The 16,716-nt window shown below is 63.6% G+C and carries 14 protein-coding genes and 1 pseudogene; 11 read left to right on the top strand and 4 right to left on the bottom strand.

Annotated elements, in window-relative coordinates; all coding sequences use genetic code 11:
* The first annotated feature begins 219 nt into the window (after positions 1-219).
* From Q0D31_RS06795 to Q0D31_RS06780, 4 genes are all read left to right on the top strand, one after another.
* Positions 220-1,446: an aminotransferase class I/II-fold pyridoxal phosphate-dependent enzyme gene (locus Q0D31_RS06795; protein WP_291847360.1), complete on the top strand. Its 1,227-nt coding sequence runs from the start codon at positions 220-222 to the stop codon at positions 1,444-1,446.
* 11 nt (positions 1,447-1,457) lie between these two features.
* Positions 1,458-3,899 carry a DNA translocase FtsK gene (locus Q0D31_RS06790; protein ID WP_291847357.1) on the top strand — a complete coding sequence of 814 codons (2,442 nt, stop codon included), beginning with the start codon at positions 1,458-1,460 and terminating at the stop codon, positions 3,897-3,899.
* 124 nt (positions 3,900-4,023) lie between these two features.
* Entirely contained in the window at positions 4,024-4,833 is an 810-nt protein-coding gene (locus Q0D31_RS06785; RefSeq protein ID WP_291847354.1) for an outer membrane lipoprotein carrier protein LolA, read from the top strand.
* A 156-nt stretch (positions 4,834-4,989) separates the two neighbouring features.
* Positions 4,990-5,805 carry an exodeoxyribonuclease III gene (locus Q0D31_RS06780; RefSeq protein WP_291847351.1) on the top strand — a complete coding sequence of 272 codons (816 nt, stop codon included), beginning with the start codon at positions 4,990-4,992 and terminating at the stop codon, positions 5,803-5,805.
* Positions 5,806-5,811: 6 nt separating this feature from the next.
* Here Q0D31_RS06780 and Q0D31_RS06775 read toward each other — a convergent pair whose 3' ends face one another.
* Both Q0D31_RS06775 and Q0D31_RS06770 read right to left on the bottom strand, forming a co-directional pair.
* Complete coding sequence (locus Q0D31_RS06775) at positions 5,812-6,252, bottom strand: cyclic nucleotide-binding domain-containing protein (protein ID WP_291847348.1); 441 nt, start codon at positions 6,250-6,252, stop codon at positions 5,812-5,814.
* Positions 6,253-6,306: 54 nt separating this feature from the next.
* Positions 6,307-6,993 carry a response regulator transcription factor gene (locus Q0D31_RS06770; protein WP_291847345.1) on the bottom strand — a complete coding sequence of 229 codons (687 nt, stop codon included), beginning with the start codon at positions 6,991-6,993 and terminating at the stop codon, positions 6,307-6,309.
* A gap of 274 nt (positions 6,994-7,267) precedes the next feature.
* Here Q0D31_RS06770 and Q0D31_RS06765 point away from each other — a divergent pair, with 274 nt between their 5' ends.
* Complete coding sequence (locus tag Q0D31_RS06765; RefSeq protein WP_291847342.1) at positions 7,268-7,837, top strand: L,D-transpeptidase family protein; 570 nt, start codon at positions 7,268-7,270, stop codon at positions 7,835-7,837.
* Between the two features lie 15 nt (positions 7,838-7,852).
* Positions 7,853-8,638: a hydratase gene (locus Q0D31_RS06760; protein WP_291847340.1), complete on the top strand. Its 786-nt coding sequence runs from the start codon at positions 7,853-7,855 to the stop codon at positions 8,636-8,638.
* Between the two features lie 4 nt (positions 8,639-8,642).
* On the opposite strand, the gene Q0D31_RS06755 is transcribed toward Q0D31_RS06760, so the two are convergent.
* Complete coding sequence (locus Q0D31_RS06755) at positions 8,643-9,320, bottom strand: YggS family pyridoxal phosphate-dependent enzyme (protein ID WP_291847338.1); 678 nt, start codon at positions 9,318-9,320, stop codon at positions 8,643-8,645.
* 123 nt (positions 9,321-9,443) lie between these two features.
* Between Q0D31_RS06755 and Q0D31_RS06750 the strand changes: the two genes are divergently transcribed.
* From Q0D31_RS06750 to Q0D31_RS06730, 5 genes and pseudogenes are all read left to right on the top strand, one after another.
* The gene (locus Q0D31_RS06750) at positions 9,444-11,135 is read left to right on the top strand and encodes a diguanylate cyclase (protein ID WP_291847335.1); all 1,692 of its coding nucleotides are present in this window, start codon (positions 9,444-9,446) and stop codon (positions 11,133-11,135) included.
* A 136-nt stretch (positions 11,136-11,271) separates the two neighbouring features.
* Positions 11,272-13,896 (top strand): leucine--tRNA ligase, encoded by a 2,625-nt coding sequence (leuS, locus tag Q0D31_RS06745; RefSeq protein ID WP_291847332.1) that lies wholly within the window; start codon positions 11,272-11,274, stop codon positions 13,894-13,896.
* The gene (gene lptE / locus Q0D31_RS06740; protein ID WP_291847329.1) at positions 13,883-14,434 is read left to right on the top strand and encodes an LPS assembly lipoprotein LptE; all 552 of its coding nucleotides are present in this window, start codon (positions 13,883-13,885) and stop codon (positions 14,432-14,434) included. The genes leuS and lptE overlap by 14 nt, the downstream gene beginning before the upstream one ends.
* 6 nt (positions 14,435-14,440) lie before the next feature.
* Positions 14,441-15,469 carry a DNA polymerase III subunit delta gene (gene holA / locus Q0D31_RS06735; RefSeq protein ID WP_291847325.1) on the top strand — a complete coding sequence of 343 codons (1,029 nt, stop codon included), beginning with the start codon at positions 14,441-14,443 and terminating at the stop codon, positions 15,467-15,469.
* A 30-nt stretch (positions 15,470-15,499) separates the two neighbouring features.
* Positions 15,500-15,592: pseudogene (locus Q0D31_RS06730) on the top strand (ADP-ribosylation/crystallin J1); the annotation flags it as partial.
* 60 nt (positions 15,593-15,652) lie between these two features.
* Here Q0D31_RS06730 and Q0D31_RS06725 read toward each other — a convergent pair.
* Positions 15,653-16,534: a ParB/RepB/Spo0J family partition protein gene (locus tag Q0D31_RS06725; RefSeq protein ID WP_291847322.1), complete on the bottom strand. Its 882-nt coding sequence runs from the start codon at positions 16,532-16,534 to the stop codon at positions 15,653-15,655.
* Between the last annotated feature and the right edge of the window lie 182 nt (positions 16,535-16,716).

Below are 16,716 nucleotides of genomic sequence, written 5' to 3'. Positions count from 1 at the left end.
GAGCCCCTTCTTTTTGCTTGGGGGGCGACCCGATCGTGTCGAGACTGCGAATCAGGGTCAATCATCAGGCGAGAGCCCATCCGCTATGGCGGCAGGAAAATCGATGCTGGTACCGATGGTTAATCGCGTCTTAACCTCGCCGTATCTATGGTGGTTTGATCCGGTTTTCGGAGATCGGGCAGGCGCTCGACCGCTTTTGAAAGTGCTGGCGTTTCAGACATGGCAATGACCGCCTCTTCCGGCGTGGCGCACGGCGCCGGCAACCCAGATGCTGCCGGTCAGGCCGAGCGTTCCCCGTTTGCGCGGACTGCGGAACTCCTGGCACCCTACCAGCCGGGCAAGCCCTTGATAACACTGTCCTTGGGCGAGCCGCAGCACCCCGTGCCCGGCTTCGTCGGCCCGGTGCTGGCGCAGCACATCGCCGATTTCGGCCGCTATCCCCTCGCCAGGGGCATCGAGCCGTTCCGGCAGGCCGCCGCGAACTGGCTTGCGAACCGGTTCCAGCTGCCACGGCCTGTCGATCCCGAGAGCGAGGTCCTGGTCCTCAACGGCAGCCGCGAGGGGCTGTTTTTCGCCGCCATCACCGCCGCCCGCTACGCCAGCCCCCGCCGGGGAAAACCCGCGATCCTGGTGCCCAACCCGTTCTATCCGGCCTACGGCGCCGGAGCCCGCGCGGCGGGCTGCGAGACCATCTATCTTCCGACCACGCTGGCTAACGGATTCCTGCCCGATCTCGACGCGCTCGACGAGGCGACGCTGGCGCGAACCGTCGCGATCTTCATCGCCTCGCCCGCCAATCCGCAAGGCGCGGTCGCTTCGCCCGACTACTTTACGCGGTTGAAGAAACTCGCCGACCGCCATGGGTTCATGATCCTCAGCGACGAGTGCTATTCGGAAATCTACACCCGGCAGCCGCCGGGCAGCGCGCTGGAGTGTGCCGGGCCCGACTTCACCAACGTCGTCGCGTTCCAGTCGCTTTCCAAGCGCTCGAACCTGCCCGGCATGCGCGTCGGCTTCGCGGCCGGCGACAGCAAGTTTCTCGCCGCCTTTCACGAGTTGCGCAATGTCGCAGCTCCCCAGGTGCCGGTACCGCTGCAGCATGTCGCGGTCGCCGCCTATTCTGACGAAACCCATGTCGAGGAGAACCGCCGGCTTTACCGCATCAAGTTCGATCTCGCCGACAAGATTCTCGGCAGCCGCTATGGCTATGTCCGGCCCGCCGGCGGCTTCTGCGTCTGGCTCGACGTCTCCGACCGCGGCGGTGACGAAGCGGCGGCGGTGAAGCTGTATCGCGACGCGGGCGTCCGCGTGATCCCCGGAAGTTATCTGTCGCGACCGCAGAGTGACGGCTTCAACCCCGGCGCTGGCTTCATTCGCCTCGCGCTGGTGTCCGACGGTGAATCAACGGCCGAGGCATTGCACCGGCTGGTCGAAACTCTGGATTAATCGCAGGGCCCATGAGCATGCCAGCGATCGAACGTGTCATACCTCTGGTTGGGCATCTGCCGGCCTCGATCCGCGACGCGCTGGCGCGACGCCTGCGCGAGCTCGCTGGCCTCGGCCTGATCGCGCTGTCAGGCGTGGCGGCTGCCGCCTTGATGACATGGTCGGTGCAGGACCCCAGCCTGAGCCACGCGACATCGCGTCCGATCCGCAATATTGTCGGCTATCCCGGCGCGATCAGCGCCGACCTCCTGATGCAGATCCTCGGTCTCGGCGCCATCATGCTGATCCTGCCGGTTGCGGTGTGGGGCTGGCGCATGCTGACCCATCGTACCTTCGACCGCCAAGCGCTTCGCATCGGATGCTGGATCCTGTGCGCGACGATCGCGGCGGGCTTTGCGAGCTGCTGGCCGCATGGCGGCAAGTGGCCGTTGCCAACCGGGCTTGGCGGGGTGGTCGGCGACGCGTTGGTGCGAACGCCCGCCGTGGTGTTCGGCCCGCCGGGCTTCACCTACCGCCTCGTACTCGGCGTCATGCTGTTGGCGGCGATGTGTGCCGCCTTCCTGTTTGCCAGCGGCTGGGGATCGCGCCCGGAAGACGAAGAGCTGACCTCGATCGAGGACGATGACGCGCCCTTCGTCGAGGTGGAAGACCGCAGCTCGGTCTCGCTCGGATGGGTGTATCATGCGCTGATGAGCGCAAAGGCGCGGCTGGCCTGGTTGCTGATCACGGCATACCGATCGCTGGTTTCCAGTTCGCATCAGCCCAAAACCGCTTCCTTCGAACGTCTGGAGCCGAGTCTCAGCGGCCGCGCGGCGCCGTCGCTGGCGCCGCAGGAAGAGGAATTCGAGGAAGAAGAGGAAGAAGAGGAGGAAGAAGAGGACGCCTCGGCCCGCGCGCGGCGCAAGAAGGCCGCCGCCCGCGCATCGGCCCGCAGGACCTCGGACAAGTTCGAATTGCCCTCGGTTTCGGTGTTGACGGCGCCGCGGGCATCCGATCGGCAGCCGCTCAACAAGAGCGAACTGGAGGCGAATTCGCGGGCGCTGGAAGGCGTACTTGCAGATTTCGGCGTCCGCGGCGAAATCGTCAAGGCCAATCCGGGTCCCGTGGTGACGCTTTACGAGCTCGAGCCCGCGCCCGGCATCAAATCCTCGCGCGTCATTGGCCTCGCCGACGATATCGCGCGATCAATGAGCGCTCTCTCGGCCCGCGTCGCCGTCGTGGCCGGCCGTAACGCCATCGGCATCGAACTGCCGAACGCGCATCGCGAAAAGGTTTACCTTCGCGAGTTGCTGTCGGTGAAGGACGAGTCGCACGCGAAACTCCCGCTTTGCCTCGGCAAGAATATCGGCGGCGAATCCATCATCATCGATCTCGCCCGCACGCCACACATGCTGATCGCCGGCACCACCGGTTCCGGCAAGTCGGTCGCCATCAACACCATGATCCTTAGCCTGGTCTACCGCTTGCGGCCCGATCAGTGTCGCCTGATCATGGTCGATCCCAAGATGCTGGAGCTATCCGTCTATGACGGCATACCGCACCTGCTGACGCCTGTGGTCACCGATCCGAAGAAGGCGGTGGTGGCGCTGAAATGGGCCGTGCGCGAGATGGAAGAGCGCTACAAGAAGATGTCCAAACTCGGCGTACGCAATATCGATGGCTACAATCAACGCCTTGCCGAAGCCAGGGGCAAGGGCGAGGAACTGACGCGCACCGTGCATACCGGCTTCGACAAGGAAACCGGCAAGGCAATCTACGAGGAGGAGAAGCTCGATCTCGATCCCCTGCCCTATATCGTGATCATCGTCGACGAAATGGCCGACCTGATGATGGTGGCCGGCAAGGATATCGAAGGGGCGGTGCAGCGCCTGGCGCAGATGGCGCGCGCCGCCGGTCTGCACGTGATCCTGGCAACGCAACGACCGTCGGTCGACGTCATCACCGGCACCATCAAGGCCAACTTCCCGACCCGCATTTCGTTTCAGGTCACCTCCAGGATCGACAGCCGTACCATCCTCGGCGAAATGGGCGCCGAGCAACTGCTCGGGCAAGGCGACATGCTCTACATGGCAGGCGGCGGACGCATCAGCCGCGTCCATGGGCCGTTTGTCTCCGACGAGGAAGTCGAGAAGGTGGTGCGCCATCTCAAGACGCAGGGCCAGCCGGAATATCTGGAAGCCGTCACCGCGGAAGAGCCGACCGACGAGGACGGCGCGGTATTCGATTCCACCGGCATGGGCGGCGACGGCGGCGGCGACCTGTTTTCGCAGGCGGTGGCGATTGTCAAGCGCGACCGCAAGGCCTCGACCTCCTATATTCAGCGCCGGCTCCAGATCGGCTACAACCGGGCGGCATCTTTGATGGAGCGGATGGAACTCGAGGGCATCGTCGGGCCAGCAAACCACGCCGGCAAGCGCGAAATTCTGATTGAGGAGGAGGAAAGCGGATTCTAGGTTCCGCTTGCGATCCACCCTGTTCAGATTGCCTTCACGCAAAAACGATACCTGCTGTGGTCCAAATCGCGATAAAATAGCAGCAGGCGGGGCGGCTCGCTGTATGAGAGACCTGAAGTAACTGATGGCACATCCATTCACCTATCGCGGGCTTCGTTGCGGGCTCGCGCTGTTGACGGCGGCATCTTTCGCAAGCATGTCTGCGCCTGCGTGGCCGCAGAACGTGCCGGTGCCAAAGCCGGCGCCGAAAGCCCGTGACGGCGGCTTGCAAATGACCGCACAGGAAAAGACTTCGCCGCCGACGACAGGGGTATCGCAGGCGCCGCCGAACCCGGTGATTCCCGACCCGAACCGCAACGTCCCCGCCAATGTTTTCGCGACCTTCGACGCCAGCCAGAAGGCGCAGGCGGCCCGGGTGAGCACCTACCTCTCGTCGCTGCAGACGCTGGTCGGGAATTTCGTCCAGGTCGGGCCCGACGGCAGCAAGACCAAGGGCGATTTCTATATCCAGAAGCCTGGTAAGGTACGATTTGAATACGAGCCCCCGAGCCCGATCGCGATCATCGCCGACGGTTCGTCAGTGGCCGTGCGCGACCGCAGGCTCGCGACCCAGGATATCTATCCGTTGTCACAGACGCCGCTGCGTTTCCTGCTGTCGGACCGGATCGACCTGTTGAAGGACACCAATGTCGTCAACGTCACCGCCGACGATGTTTTCATCAGCATCACGATCGAGGAGAAGCAGGCCCTGATCGGCACCAGCCGCCTGATGTTGATGATCGGCGCCAAGGACGGCCAGCTCAAGCAGTGGACGGTGACCGACCCGCAGGGCTATGACACCACGGTAGCGATCTACAATCTTGATTCGTCCAGGAAGGTCGATCCGGGCCTGTTCAAGATCGATTTCACCAATTATTCGACGCCGCCCGGCTGAAGCGTTTTCCAGCGAAGTGGAAACCGGTTCGCGTCAAGAAAACGCGTCAAATCAGGAATCGGGAGCCCCGTTTCGATTCCATCGAAACGGAAATGGCTCTCGACGCCCCCCGCCGCGGCTGGCGATATCGGGGAAAGTTCTGCTACATCCCTGAGAATGCGCTTCTCCCTGACCACCTGGAATATCAACTCGGTGCGCCTGCGTATCGAGATCGTCGCCAGATTTTTGAAGTCGGCGCGCCCGGACGTGCTGTGTTTGCAGGAAACCAAGTGCATTGATGACGCATTTCCGCTGAAGCGTTTCAAGCGCCTCGGCTACGAACACGTCGCGCTGAATGGGCAGAAGGGCTATCACGGCGTCGCCATCGTCTCGAAACTGCCGTTCGAGGCCATTGACATCAGGACTTTCTGCGACAAGATTGATTCACGCCATATCTCGGTGGCGTTCGGGGAGAAGGCCCAGCTTGCGAGACCGCTGGTGCTGCATAATTTTTACGTCCCTGCCGGCGGCGACGTTCCTGATCCCGCGGTCAATCCGAAGTTCGATCACAAGCTGAAGTTTCTGGACGAGATGAGGGCGTGCGAGGCGCTGCATCCGCGCGGCGACGACCGGCATATCCTGGTCGGCGATCTCAACGTCGCGCCCCATGAAAACGATGTCTGGTCGCACAAGCAGCTCCTGAAGGTCGTCTCGCACACTCCGATCGAATGCGAGAAGCTGCTGGCGGCGCAGACCCATGGAGAGTGGTACGACGTCGCGCGCGAGCGCATCCCGTTGTCGGAAAAGGTTTACACGTGGTGGAGTTATCGCGCTGCGGACTGGACCGTGGGCGATCGCGGCCGCAGGCTCGATCACATCTGGGTTTCGCGCGCGCTAAAGGATGGCGTCAGCGATTTCAACATCACTCGCAATGCACGCGGCTGGGAACGCCCGTCCGACCACGTGCCGGTGACGGTGACGCTGGAAGTCTAGAGTGGTTCAGATGTTCAGCTTTGCGCCGGCGATCAGGATATCGCTGGCGATCTGGCTGGTGCGGGCGGCCAGTTCGTCGCGCAAGCGTCGCGCAGCGGCAGGATCGCTTTCGAGGACGCGCTGGAACAGGCTGCGCGCCAGCCTGATGACCGACGAATGTGCGAGCGCGACCGCGCTGGATGGTCGCTGCATTGCGACGATCAGCGCCAACTCGCCAATCAGGTCGCCGGGCCCGGCGATGACTTCGGCACCACCGTCTTCGACGCGAAATGCGCCGCGCCGAACGACGTAACCGGCGTCCGCATCGTCGCCGGCGTTGAATAAATAGTCGCCGCTCGAATAGTCGCGCTGCTCAGAGCCGATCGCCAGCATGCGCAGCGCCGGTATTCCCAGCAGACGCAAGGTCGGAACCCGATCGAGCAGGTCTACATCATCTTCGATCGACATAAGAACCGATAACCGGGATACGCGAGAAACAACACATAATGGTTTTGAACCGTATCACGGCACCAGCTTGTAACCACCAGCTTCCGTCACCAGAATCTCCGGATTGGCAGCATCCTTTTCGATCTTCTGCCTGAGCCGGTAGATATGGGTTTCCAGCGTATGGGTGGTGACGCCCGAATTGTAGCCCCAGACTTCCTGCAGCAGCGTTTCGCGCGACACCGACAGCTGCCCGGCGCGATAGAGGAAGCGCAGGATGGCGGTTTCTTTTTCGGTCAACCGCACCTTCCGGGCATTGGCGCCCGTCAGCATTTTCGAGCCAGGCCGGAAACTATAGGGACCCACAGTAAAGACCGCGTCCTCGCTGGCCTCGTGCTGGCGCAGCTGCGCCCTGATCCGGGCGAGCAGCACGGCGAACCGAAACGGCTTGGCCACATAGTCGTTGGCGCCCGATTCGAGCCCGAGAATGGTGTCCGAATCAGTGTCGTGGCCGGTCAGCATGATGATCGGCGCCTTGAAACCGCCCTTGCGCAAGCTGCGAACCACCTCTCTGCCGTCGGTATCGGGCAGCCCGACATCCATCAGCACCAGGTCGGGGGAATTGGCCTTGGCGGCGCTGGCGCCCTTGGCGCCGGTATCGACCGCCGAGGCTTCGAACTCCTCGTGTAGCGAAAGTTGCTCGACCAGCGTGTCGCGCAGATCGGTATCGTCCTCTACGATCAGGATCTTGCGGGCATTGGGCATACTGTATGATCCTCTAAGGGGCAGGCGGCGGACACACGTGCAAGTAGCATATCGGGCCAGGCAAAAGTAGATGACGGACCTGATTCGCGCGGAGGCGCCGAAAGCGGATCGGGCCGTCGCGCAGCAATCCCGATTCAAGTAAGGGATTGTTACAGATTCACAAGGCGGGCTGCAGCCTATCCCAATTTTCAGCGGCCCTTGGATGAATGTCCGGCAATGAGGGCAAATAGATCAGTTGCTCCCAGAGCAGGTAACCGCAGATTTTGGCGAGGACATGGAAAGCAACCACTTTTCAACCGTTTATGCGACAGCCGCCCTGGATATGACGCTCTCCGCCATCAGAGTTCGGGCCGCCGCCGGCGATCCGCGCCGAGGCTGGCTGACGGCCGATGGCTGGTCGGTACCGGTGGCACTTGGTCGCGGCGGCATCCTCGCCAACAAGCGCGAAGGCGATGGCGGAACTCCGAGGGGCACCTTCCATCCTTTGCGGCTGTGGTGGCGCGCCGACCGCCACGCCATGCCGCGCACCTTTCTGCCGATCCGACCGATCCGACCCGAAGACGCCTGGTGCGAGGATCCGCGGGACCGCCACTACAATCAGCCGATCCGCCTGGTCCGCGACCAGGCGGGAGACCGGCTGATGCGGGAGGATCATCTCTACGATTTTGTCGTCGAGCTCGACCATAACGCCGCGCCGCGGATCGCCGGCCGCGGCAGCGCCGTGTTCCTGCACTTGGCCCGCAACGACTTCTCGCCGACGGCAGGCTGCGTATCAATGACCAAATCCGCCATGCTACGGTTGCTGCGGCGGTTGAGCCCGCGGACAAAAATCATGATCGGCTGACCGGGAGGTAGAGCAATGCTGGACAACAACGTGATCGAAGCCGCCTCACGAATCCTGCACGACCACTGGCGCGCGGGAACCAAACTGGCCGGCCTCGACTCGACGCTACGACCGCACGACCGAGCGGAAGCCTACGCGATCCAGGCCAGGATTGAAGGATACTCGTCGGAAAGCCTGTTCGGCTGGAAGATCGCGGCCACCAGCGAGGCCGGGCAAAAGCATATCAATGTCGATGGCCCGATGGCTGGACGCATCCTGGCCGAGACCTTGGTCCCCGACGGTGGCACGGCATCGATGGCGGGCAACGCAATGCGCGTCGCCGAGCCGGAATTCGCCTTTCGGATGCGCGTGGACCTGCCGCCGCGCGCCACGCCCTACGCAGTTCCGCAGGTGCTTGACGCGGTCGACACGCTGCACCCCGCGATCGAGATCCCGGATTCGCGGTATGAGGATTTCGTCAGCGCCGGCGCCGCACAGATCATTGCCGATAACGCCTGCGCCCATCGGTTCGTCCTTGGGCCGCCCACCGCCGCGGATTGGCGCACCCGCGATCTCGTCGAGGAAAGGCCGGTCATCACGCTGCGCGACCGCCAGTTCCTCGGTCACGGCAAGAACGTGCTCGGCGACCCCCGGATCGCGCTGACCTGGCTCGTCAACGAATTGCGTCAGCTCGGCGTGACGCTGAAAGCCGGCCAAATCGTCACCACCGGCACCTGCCACGCACCATTGCCGATCCAGTCCGGCGATTTTCTCACCGCCGATTTCGGCGCGATTGGAAAAGTGTCGGTCGGCTTCGCATGAGATCTTAGCGCTTGCCGAAGATCGCCGAGCCCACGCGGACATGTGTGGCGCCCAATTGGATCGCGATGGCGAAATCGGCGCTCATCCCCATCGACAGTTTCTCCAGACCGTTGCGCGCCGCAATCTTGGCTGTCAGCGCGAAATGCGGCGCCGGCGCCTCGTCGACCGGCGGGATGCACATCAGGCCGGAAATCGCCAGGCCATATCTCTCGCGGCAGGCCGCGATGAACGCGTCCGCTTCCGCCGGCGGGACGCCGGCCTTCTGCGGCTCCTCGCCGGTGTTGAGCTGAACGAACAATTCCGGCCACTTTTTCTGCGAATTGATTTCCTTGGCTAACGCTTCGCAAATACTCGGGCGGTCGACCGAGTGCACGGCGTCGAACAGCGCCACCGCCTCCCTGGCCTTGTTGGATTGCAGCGGCCCGATCAGGTGCAACGCGATCCCAGGGTACGCCGAAATCAGTTCCGGCCATTTGGCCTTGGCTTCCTGCACGCGATTCTCGCCGAATACGCGCTGTCCGGCACCGATGACGGGCACAATGGCCGCAGCGTCGAACGTCTTCGAGACCGCGATCAGCGTCACAGAGCCGCGATCACGCCGGGCTTGCCTGCATGCCCGCGCGATCTCCTGCTCGACAGCCGCAAGGCCGCTTGGTGAAAGCTCGGTCAACGACGTCGTCATCTCTGGTTTCATGTCGGCTGCGGGGCGCGCATTCCAAGATAAATATTGTGTCGAATTATACCAAGTTGGGGAAAGGCTTCTTGAAACCTTCGCTTTACCTTTCGAAGCGGGAAGGTAGCACGGATGCCGAGCGTCACTTTCAACCGCAATCGACTCAAACTCAAGAAGCTTCTGGGCATCCGGGCGCGGCTTGCGCTGCTGGCGTTGATCCTGGTGGCGCCCTTGATGTTCGAGCGCGCCCGTTCGCTGGAAGCCACCCGCGCCAAACAGATCGCGCTGGCCGCGGAAGAGTACGCCAACACCACCCGGCAAAGCGCCGATACCCAGCGCGAGGTGATCTCCTCGGTCGAAACGATGCTGAGGTCGGCGGCCTATATCCGCGCTTCCAGCGGTGTCGGCCGCAGCTGCGAAATCCTGCGCGCCAGCCTGCCCACAAGCCTGCCGTGGATTCTGAGCATCATGATCGCCAGCAAGGAAGGCACGGTGCAGTGTTCGACGCAGAACGATATAGTCGGGATGAACTTCGGCGCCAGCGATTATTTCATCAAGGCGCAAGAAACCGGCGACTTCGTTTTCAGCGATTACCAGTTCTCCGTGTCCAACAACCGTCCAACGCTGATGGCGGCCTACCCGGTGGCGGCGATCAATCCGGACGAGGATTCGGTGGTGGTTGCCGGCATCAATCTGGACTGGCTGTCGAAAATCATGGCCAATCTGGGCGGACGGCCAGGAATCTCCGCGCTGCTGATCGATCGCGCCGGCGTGGTGCTGGCCGCGCCACCGGACCAGGCCGACCTGATCGGCTGGCCATTCGGCAACGTACCGCTGCTGACGGCCATCGCCTACAAGGCGCTGAGTTCCAACTCGGAGAAAGGCTCGATTCCCTTTACGTACGCCGACGGTTCCAGGCGGACGGTCAGTTTCGCGCGCATATCCGGGACGCAATCACGGCTGATCGTCAGCATCGACGAAGCCACGGTCACCGAGGCGATCAATGGCGAAATCCGGACCGCCTATCTGGAACTGGGACTGGTCTGCCTGTTCGTTCTGATCGGCGCGCTGATCGGCGCGGAAAAACTCATCATCGAGCCGATCAAGCTCATGACCGGTGCAGCCAGGCGATTTGGCGCGGGCGACTCCTCGGCCCGCGTCGCCGGAAGTGATCTGCCTTCGGAATTCATGCCGCTCGCCCGCGCCTTTAATGCGATGGCGGCCCAACTCAGCCAGCGCGAGCGCGAACTGGTCGCCACCAACAACCGCCTGACCGTCATGGCCTCCATCGATATGCTCTCGGGACTAGCCAACCGGCGCGGCTTCCAGAGCCGCCTCGACTTCGAATGGGCGAAGGCGCAGCAATCCGGCAGCGAGCTGTCGCTGTTGATGATCGATGTCGACCACTTCAAGCTCTACAATGACACCTACGGCCACCCGGAAGGCGACGCTTGCCTCACCCGGCTAGGCGAGGCGCTGGCGGGCGTTGCCAACGCCACCCTGGGCTTTGCCGGCCGCTATGGCGGCGAGGAGTTCTGCCTGCTGTTGCCGAACACCGGAGCGCTAGAGGCGTTGGAGATCGGCGAGAGGTTCCGTGCCGAAATTCAGGGCATCGGGCTGCCCCATACTGCCTCCAGCCACGAGACCGTCACCGTGAGCGTCGGCGTCGCCGCGACGGTTCCGAACGAAGCTCAGCGGCCCGGCGACCTGACCGAGGCGGCTGACGCCGCGCTCTATGCCGCCAAGCGCCGCGGTCGCAATACCGTTGTGGAACATGGCTTTGTCCGGCGGGTGGACGACACCGGCGTCGCGATCACCGGGTGATTCGAAGCCCACCTCCGGGCCGCCGCCACAGCCAAGCCCTGCCCGCCTCCCAAGCCGTTGACCCCGCTGCCGCTTCTGTGGCCTAGTCCGCCGTCCCCGACGCAGACCCCGAAGCCAAAAAAGCCCGCGCGATTCCATGACCTCCGAACGTTACAACGCCCGTGAATCCGAGCCGCGCTGGCAGCGCCGGTGGGACGACAAGGCGATCTTCGCCTCGAAGAACGACGATCCCCGGCCGAAATACTACGTGCTCGAGATGTTCCCGTATCCGTCGGGGCGCATCCATATCGGGCATGTCCGCAACTACACGCTGGGCGACGTGCTGGCGCGCTTCATGCGGGCCAAGGGCTTTAACGTGCTGCACCCGATGGGCTGGGACGCCTTCGGACTGCCGGCCGAAAACGCCGCGATTGAGCGCAAGGTCGCGCCCAAGGCCTGGACCTACGACAACATCGCCGCGATGAAGAAGCAGCTGCGGTCGATCGGGCTGTCGCTGGACTGGTCGCGCGAATTCGCCACCTGCGACCCCAGCTACTACAAGCATCAGCAGAAGATGTTCCTCGACTTCCTGCGTGCTGGCCTGGCCGAACGCGAAAAGCGCAAGATCAACTGGGACCCGGTCGACATGACCGTGCTCGCCAACGAGCAGGTGATCGACGGCCGTGGCTGGCGATCGGGCGCCGTCGTCGAGCAGCGCGAGATGAACCAGTGGGTCTTCAAGATCACGAAATACGCGCAGGAACTGCTGGACGCGTTGGACGGTCTGGACCGCTGGCCCGACAAGGTCCGGCTGATGCAGCGCAACTGGATCGGCCGCTCCGAAGGCCTGCTGCTGCGCTTCGCGCTCGATCCGGCGACGACGCCATCCGGCGAAACCGAGCTGAAGATTTTCACGACACGGCCCGACACGCTGTTCGGCGCAAAATTCATGGCGATCGCGGCCGATCATCCGCTGGCGCAGGCCGCGGCGGCAAAGAATCCGAAGCTCGCCGAATTCATCGCGGAGGTGAAGCGCATCGGCACCGCGCAGGAAATCATCGACACCGCCGAGAAGCAGGGGTTTGACACCGGTATCAAGGCCGTCCATCCGTTCGACCCGAGCTGGAAACTGCCGGTCTATGTCGCCAACTTCGTGCTGATGGAATACGGCACCGGCGCCATCTTCGGCTGCCCGGCGCATGACCAGCGCGACCTCGATTTCGTCAACAAATACAATCTGGGCAATATCCCGGTGGTCTGCCCGCCGGACGCCGATCCGAACGGCTTCGTCATTACCGATGCAGCCTTTGACGGCGACGGCCGCATGATCAATTCCCGCTTCCTCGATGGCATGACCATCGAGCAGGCGAAGGAAGAAGTGGCGAAGCGGCTGGAAACCGAGGTCCGCGGAAATGCGCCGATCGCCGAGCGACAGGTGAACTTCCGCCTGCGCGACTGGGGCATTTCACGCCAGCGCTACTGGGGCTGCCCGATCCCTGTCATCCACTGCCCGAAATGCGACGTCGTGCCGGTGCCCGACAGCGATCTGCCGGTTGTCCTGCCGGAGGACGTGACCTTCGACAAGCCCGGCAACGCGCTCGACCATCATCCGACCTGGAAGCACGTCGCCTGCCCCAATTGCGGAGGCAGGGCGCAGCGCGAAACCGACACCATGGATACCTTCGTGGATTCGTCCTGGTATTTTGCGCGCTTTACCGATCCCTGGAACGAGAAGACCCCGACCACGCCTGCGGTCGCCAACCGCATGATGCCGGTCGACCAATATATCGGCGGCGTCGAGCACGCGATCCTGCATCTGCTGTACAGCCGCTTCTTCACCCGCGCGATGAGGGCGACCGGCCATATCGGGATGGACGAACCGTTCGCCGGCATGTTCACCCAGGGCATGGTGGTGCATGAGACCTACCAGAAGGCCGATGGGTTCTACGTCACGCCGGCCGAGGTGAAGGTTGAGGCGATCGGAAGCGATCGACGTGCCACGCTGCTCGACAGCGGCGAAGCGGTCACGATCGGCGCGATCGAGAAGATGTCGAAGTCGAAGAAGAACACCGTCGACCCCGACGACATCATCGCGACCTACGGCGCCGACGTCGCCCGCTGGTTCATGCTCTCGGACTCCCCGCCCGATCGCGATGTGATCTGGAGCGACGAACGCGTACAGGGCGCCTCGCGTCTGGTGCAGCGGCTGTGGCGTCTGGTGAACGAAGCCGCCGAACTGGCGAAGTCAGCGCCTGCAGCGCGGCCGGCGACCTTCGGCGCCGACGCGCTCGGCTTGCGCAAGGCCGCCCATGGCGCGCTGGACAAGGTGTCCTCCGGGATCGAACGGCTGCATTTCAACGTCTGCCTCGCCCATATCCGCGAGCTGGCCAATGCGCTGGCCGAGGTGCTGGGACGGGACGGCGAGCCGACGCCGGACCTGGTCTGGTCAGTCCGGGAGGCCACTATCATGCTGGTTCAGCTGTTCGCGCCGATGATGCCGCATTTGGCCGAGGAGTGCTGGGTGGTTCTGGGACGGGAAGGGTTGATTTCCGAGGCCAGTTGGCCGCAAATCGAACGCGATTTGCTGGTTGAAGACCGCGTCACGCTGGTGGTCCAGGTCAACGGCAAGAAACGGGGTGATGTTACCGTGCCACGGGACGCCCAAAATCCGGAAATTGAGGCTGCCGTTTTGGCGCTCGATGCGGTAAAAGTCGCTCTCGGCGGCAAGCCCGTCCGCAAGGTAATCGTGGTTCCCATGAGGATCGTGAATGTCGTTGGCTAACTACCGGATCGCTGCCCGGCTGCTCGCCGTCGCCACGCTGGCGGCGTTCACGGCCGGCTGCTTCCAGCCGATGTACGCCGAGCGCGCCGACGGCAGGCCCGGCTTGCGCGAAAAGCTGATGGGCGTGGAAATCCCGCCGGTGGACAAGCCCAACGCATCGCGGGAAGCCCGGATCCAGGTGGAGATTCGCAACGCGCTGGCATTCAAGCTCTACGGCAATGCCACCGGCATGCCGCCGACCCATCGGCTGGTGCTGCGGTTCAGCAATACCCGCTCTTCGCTGATCCTCGACCCGAACACCGCGCTGCCGTCAAGCGAGAATTACGGCATCGACGCCCAGTACAATCTGATCGACCTTGCCACCAACAAGTCGGTGATGACAGGCTCGACCTTCTCCCGCGTGTCCTACGACATTCCCGGTCAGTTGCAGCGCTTCGCCCGCGCCCGCGCCTTCCGCGACGCCGAGGATCGCGCCGCCCAGGAAATCGCGGAAAACATCCAGACCCGGCTGGCTTCGTTCTTCGTCGCCGGCACCTGACCGCCCGTGGTCGCACTCCGCGGAAAAGATATCGACGCGTTTCTCGCCCGGCCTGATCCCGGCCGACCCATCATCCTGCTATACGGCCCCGATGCCGGCCTGGTGCGCGAGCGCGCCGACGCGCTGATCGCCTCCGCGGTGGACGATCCCAACGATCCGTTTTCGCTGGTGCGGCTGGATGGCGACGAACTGTCGGCCGAACCCTCGCGGCTGGTCGATGAGGCCATGACCATACCAATGTTCGGCGGCCGCCGCGCCATCCGCGTCCGCGCAGGCGCGCGCAGTTTTGCCAGCGGCGTCGATACGCTAGCGGACTCCGCGCTGAAGGATTGCCGTGTCGTGATCGAGGCCGGCGAACTGCGGCCGGAATCGCCGCTGCGCAAGGCTTGCGAACGCGCCAAGACCGCGGTTGCGATTGCCTGCTACGCCGACGACGCCAGACAACTCGCGGGATTGATCGATGCCGAGCTGCGGGTTTCAAATCTGAGCATCGCCGCCGACGCCCGCGCGGTGCTGACGTCGTTGCTGGGCGGCGACCGCCAGGCTTCGCGCAATGAATTGAGGAAGCTCGCGCTCTACGCCCACGGCGCGCGCGAGGTCACGCTCGACGACGTGATGGCCGTGGTCGCCGACGCCTCCGAACTCAAGGTCGATCCGATCGTCGACGGCGCGTTCGCCGGCAAGCCGGGACTGGTCGAATCCGAATTCGCCAAGGCCATGATCGCCGGTACCTACCCCGGCGTGATCATCTCCGCCGCGCAGCGCCAGGCGGCCTGGCTGCACAAATCGGCGCTCGCCGTCGCCGACGGCACGCCGGTCTCAACCTTGCTGGAGAGCGGATATCCGCGCCTGCATTTCTCGCGCAAGAGCGCTGTCGAAATCGCGCTGCGCAACTTCAGTGCGGCGCGGCTGGCCGGAATCATCGAGCAGCTCGCGACCGCGGCGCTCGACATGCGCAAACAGGCTGCGCTGGCCTCGCCGATCGCGCAACGCACGCTGCTATCGATCGCGGCGAACGCGAAGCGGCGGGGGTGAGGATGCCCGGCCAGGCTTCCCGAACAACCTATCTTTTATCGGGTGCTCTCAGAAGAATATGCCGTGAAAATTGCACGCAACCGGAACGTCCCGGCCAGCGGCTCCGGCTATGTCACGCGCTTCGCCCAGCGGGTCGAAAACAAAATCGTGAAAACAACCCCATGCAAAGTAGGGACGCCCCCGTCACCTTACCTTCATCAGCCTTCGAATGACCTCGTCGAGCTGTTCAAGGTTGCGGTAGGCGATCTGGACGGTGCCGCCCGGCTCGCGGTGGCTGACGGTGACCGAAAGGCCGAGCGCGTCGCTGACGCGTTTTTCCAGCGCAACGGTGTCGGCATCCTTGGACTTGCCGCCGCCGCGCGCCTTGTGCGGCTTGCGCTCCGGCACACCTTCTTCATGGGCCAGCGCCTCGGTCTGGCGCACGTTGAGACCCTCGGCGACGATGCGCTTTGCCGCAGCCAGCGGGTCGGGGACGCCGATCAGCGCACGGGCGTGGCCGGCGGACAATTCGCCCTTGGCGATATAGGCCTGCACCTCCACCGGCAATTTGGTCAGCCGCATCATGTTGGCGACATGGCTGCGGCTCTTGCCGACGTCTTTTGCGATCTCTTCCTGGCTGCGTTTGAACTCGTTGGCCAGGGCGTGATAGCCCTGCGCCTCCTCCATGGCGTTGAGATCCTCGCGCTGCACGTTCTCGATAATCATGATCTCAAGCGCGGCAGAATCGCCGACATCGACCGGGACGATCGGCACTTCATGTAGCCCCGCAAGCTGCGCGGCGCGCCAGCGGCGCTCGCCGGCGATGATCTCGTAGCGGTCCTGGGCGCCTTTCACCGGCCGCACGACGATCGGCTGGATCACGCCGTGCTGCTTGACGGAACTGGCGAGCTCGCCGAGTTCGGCATCGGCAAAGGTCTGGCGCGGGTTGCGCGGATTTGGTCTTAGAAATTCGATCGGCACCTTGCGCTGGTTGCGCGGCCGGTCGACATGCGCGGCCTCGCCGCCGACATCCCCGATCAAACTTGCCAGGCCTCGGCCCAGTCGCGAACGCGCCTCATCGGCCATCGACGCTAACTCCCTCGGATTCACTCAGCTACTCCGGAAACAGAATTCGGTTGATGATTTTGCCGTCATTCCGGGGCGCGTCGTAAGACGCGAACCCGGAATCTCGAAGTCAGAGCAGCTTCGCCACATCGAGATTCCGGATCAATCCGCTCGCGCGGATTGTCCGGAATGACGTCGCGTAC

Source organism: Bradyrhizobium sp. (genome assembly GCF_022844465.1).
In the GTDB taxonomy this organism is placed as follows: Bacteria; Pseudomonadota; Alphaproteobacteria; order Rhizobiales; family Xanthobacteraceae; genus Bradyrhizobium.
This window is presented reverse-complemented; position numbering and strand designations above follow the sequence as displayed.

Bases quoted from the DNA above. Each gene is read 5' to 3' on its own strand.
- Q0D31_RS06795 (WP_291847360.1), top strand. From the start codon at position 220: ATGGCAATGACCGCCTCTTCCGGCGTGGCGCACGGCGCCGGCAACCCA.
- Q0D31_RS06790 (WP_291847357.1), top strand. From the start codon at position 1,458: ATGAGCATGCCAGCGATCGAACGTGTCATACCTCTGGTTGGGCATCTG.
- Q0D31_RS06785 (WP_291847354.1), top strand. From the start codon at position 4,024: ATGGCACATCCATTCACCTATCGCGGGCTTCGTTGCGGGCTCGCGCTG.
- Q0D31_RS06780 (WP_291847351.1), top strand. From the start codon at position 4,990: ATGCGCTTCTCCCTGACCACCTGGAATATCAACTCGGTGCGCCTGCGT.
- Q0D31_RS06775 (WP_291847348.1), bottom strand. From the start codon at position 6,252: ATGTCGATCGAAGATGATGTAGACCTGCTCGATCGGGTTCCGACCTTG.
- Q0D31_RS06770 (WP_291847345.1), bottom strand. From the start codon at position 6,993: ATGCCCAATGCCCGCAAGATCCTGATCGTAGAGGACGATACCGATCTG.
- Q0D31_RS06765 (WP_291847342.1), top strand. From the start codon at position 7,268: ATGGAAAGCAACCACTTTTCAACCGTTTATGCGACAGCCGCCCTGGAT.
- Q0D31_RS06760 (WP_291847340.1), top strand. From the start codon at position 7,853: ATGCTGGACAACAACGTGATCGAAGCCGCCTCACGAATCCTGCACGAC.
- Q0D31_RS06755 (WP_291847338.1), bottom strand. From the start codon at position 9,320: ATGACGACGTCGTTGACCGAGCTTTCACCAAGCGGCCTTGCGGCTGTC.
- Q0D31_RS06750 (WP_291847335.1), top strand. From the start codon at position 9,444: ATGCCGAGCGTCACTTTCAACCGCAATCGACTCAAACTCAAGAAGCTT.
- leuS (WP_291847332.1), top strand. From the start codon at position 11,272: ATGACCTCCGAACGTTACAACGCCCGTGAATCCGAGCCGCGCTGGCAG.
- lptE (WP_291847329.1), top strand. From the start codon at position 13,883: ATGTCGTTGGCTAACTACCGGATCGCTGCCCGGCTGCTCGCCGTCGCC.
- Q0D31_RS06725 (WP_291847322.1), bottom strand. From the start codon at position 16,534: ATGGCCGATGAGGCGCGTTCGCGACTGGGCCGAGGCCTGGCAAGTTTG.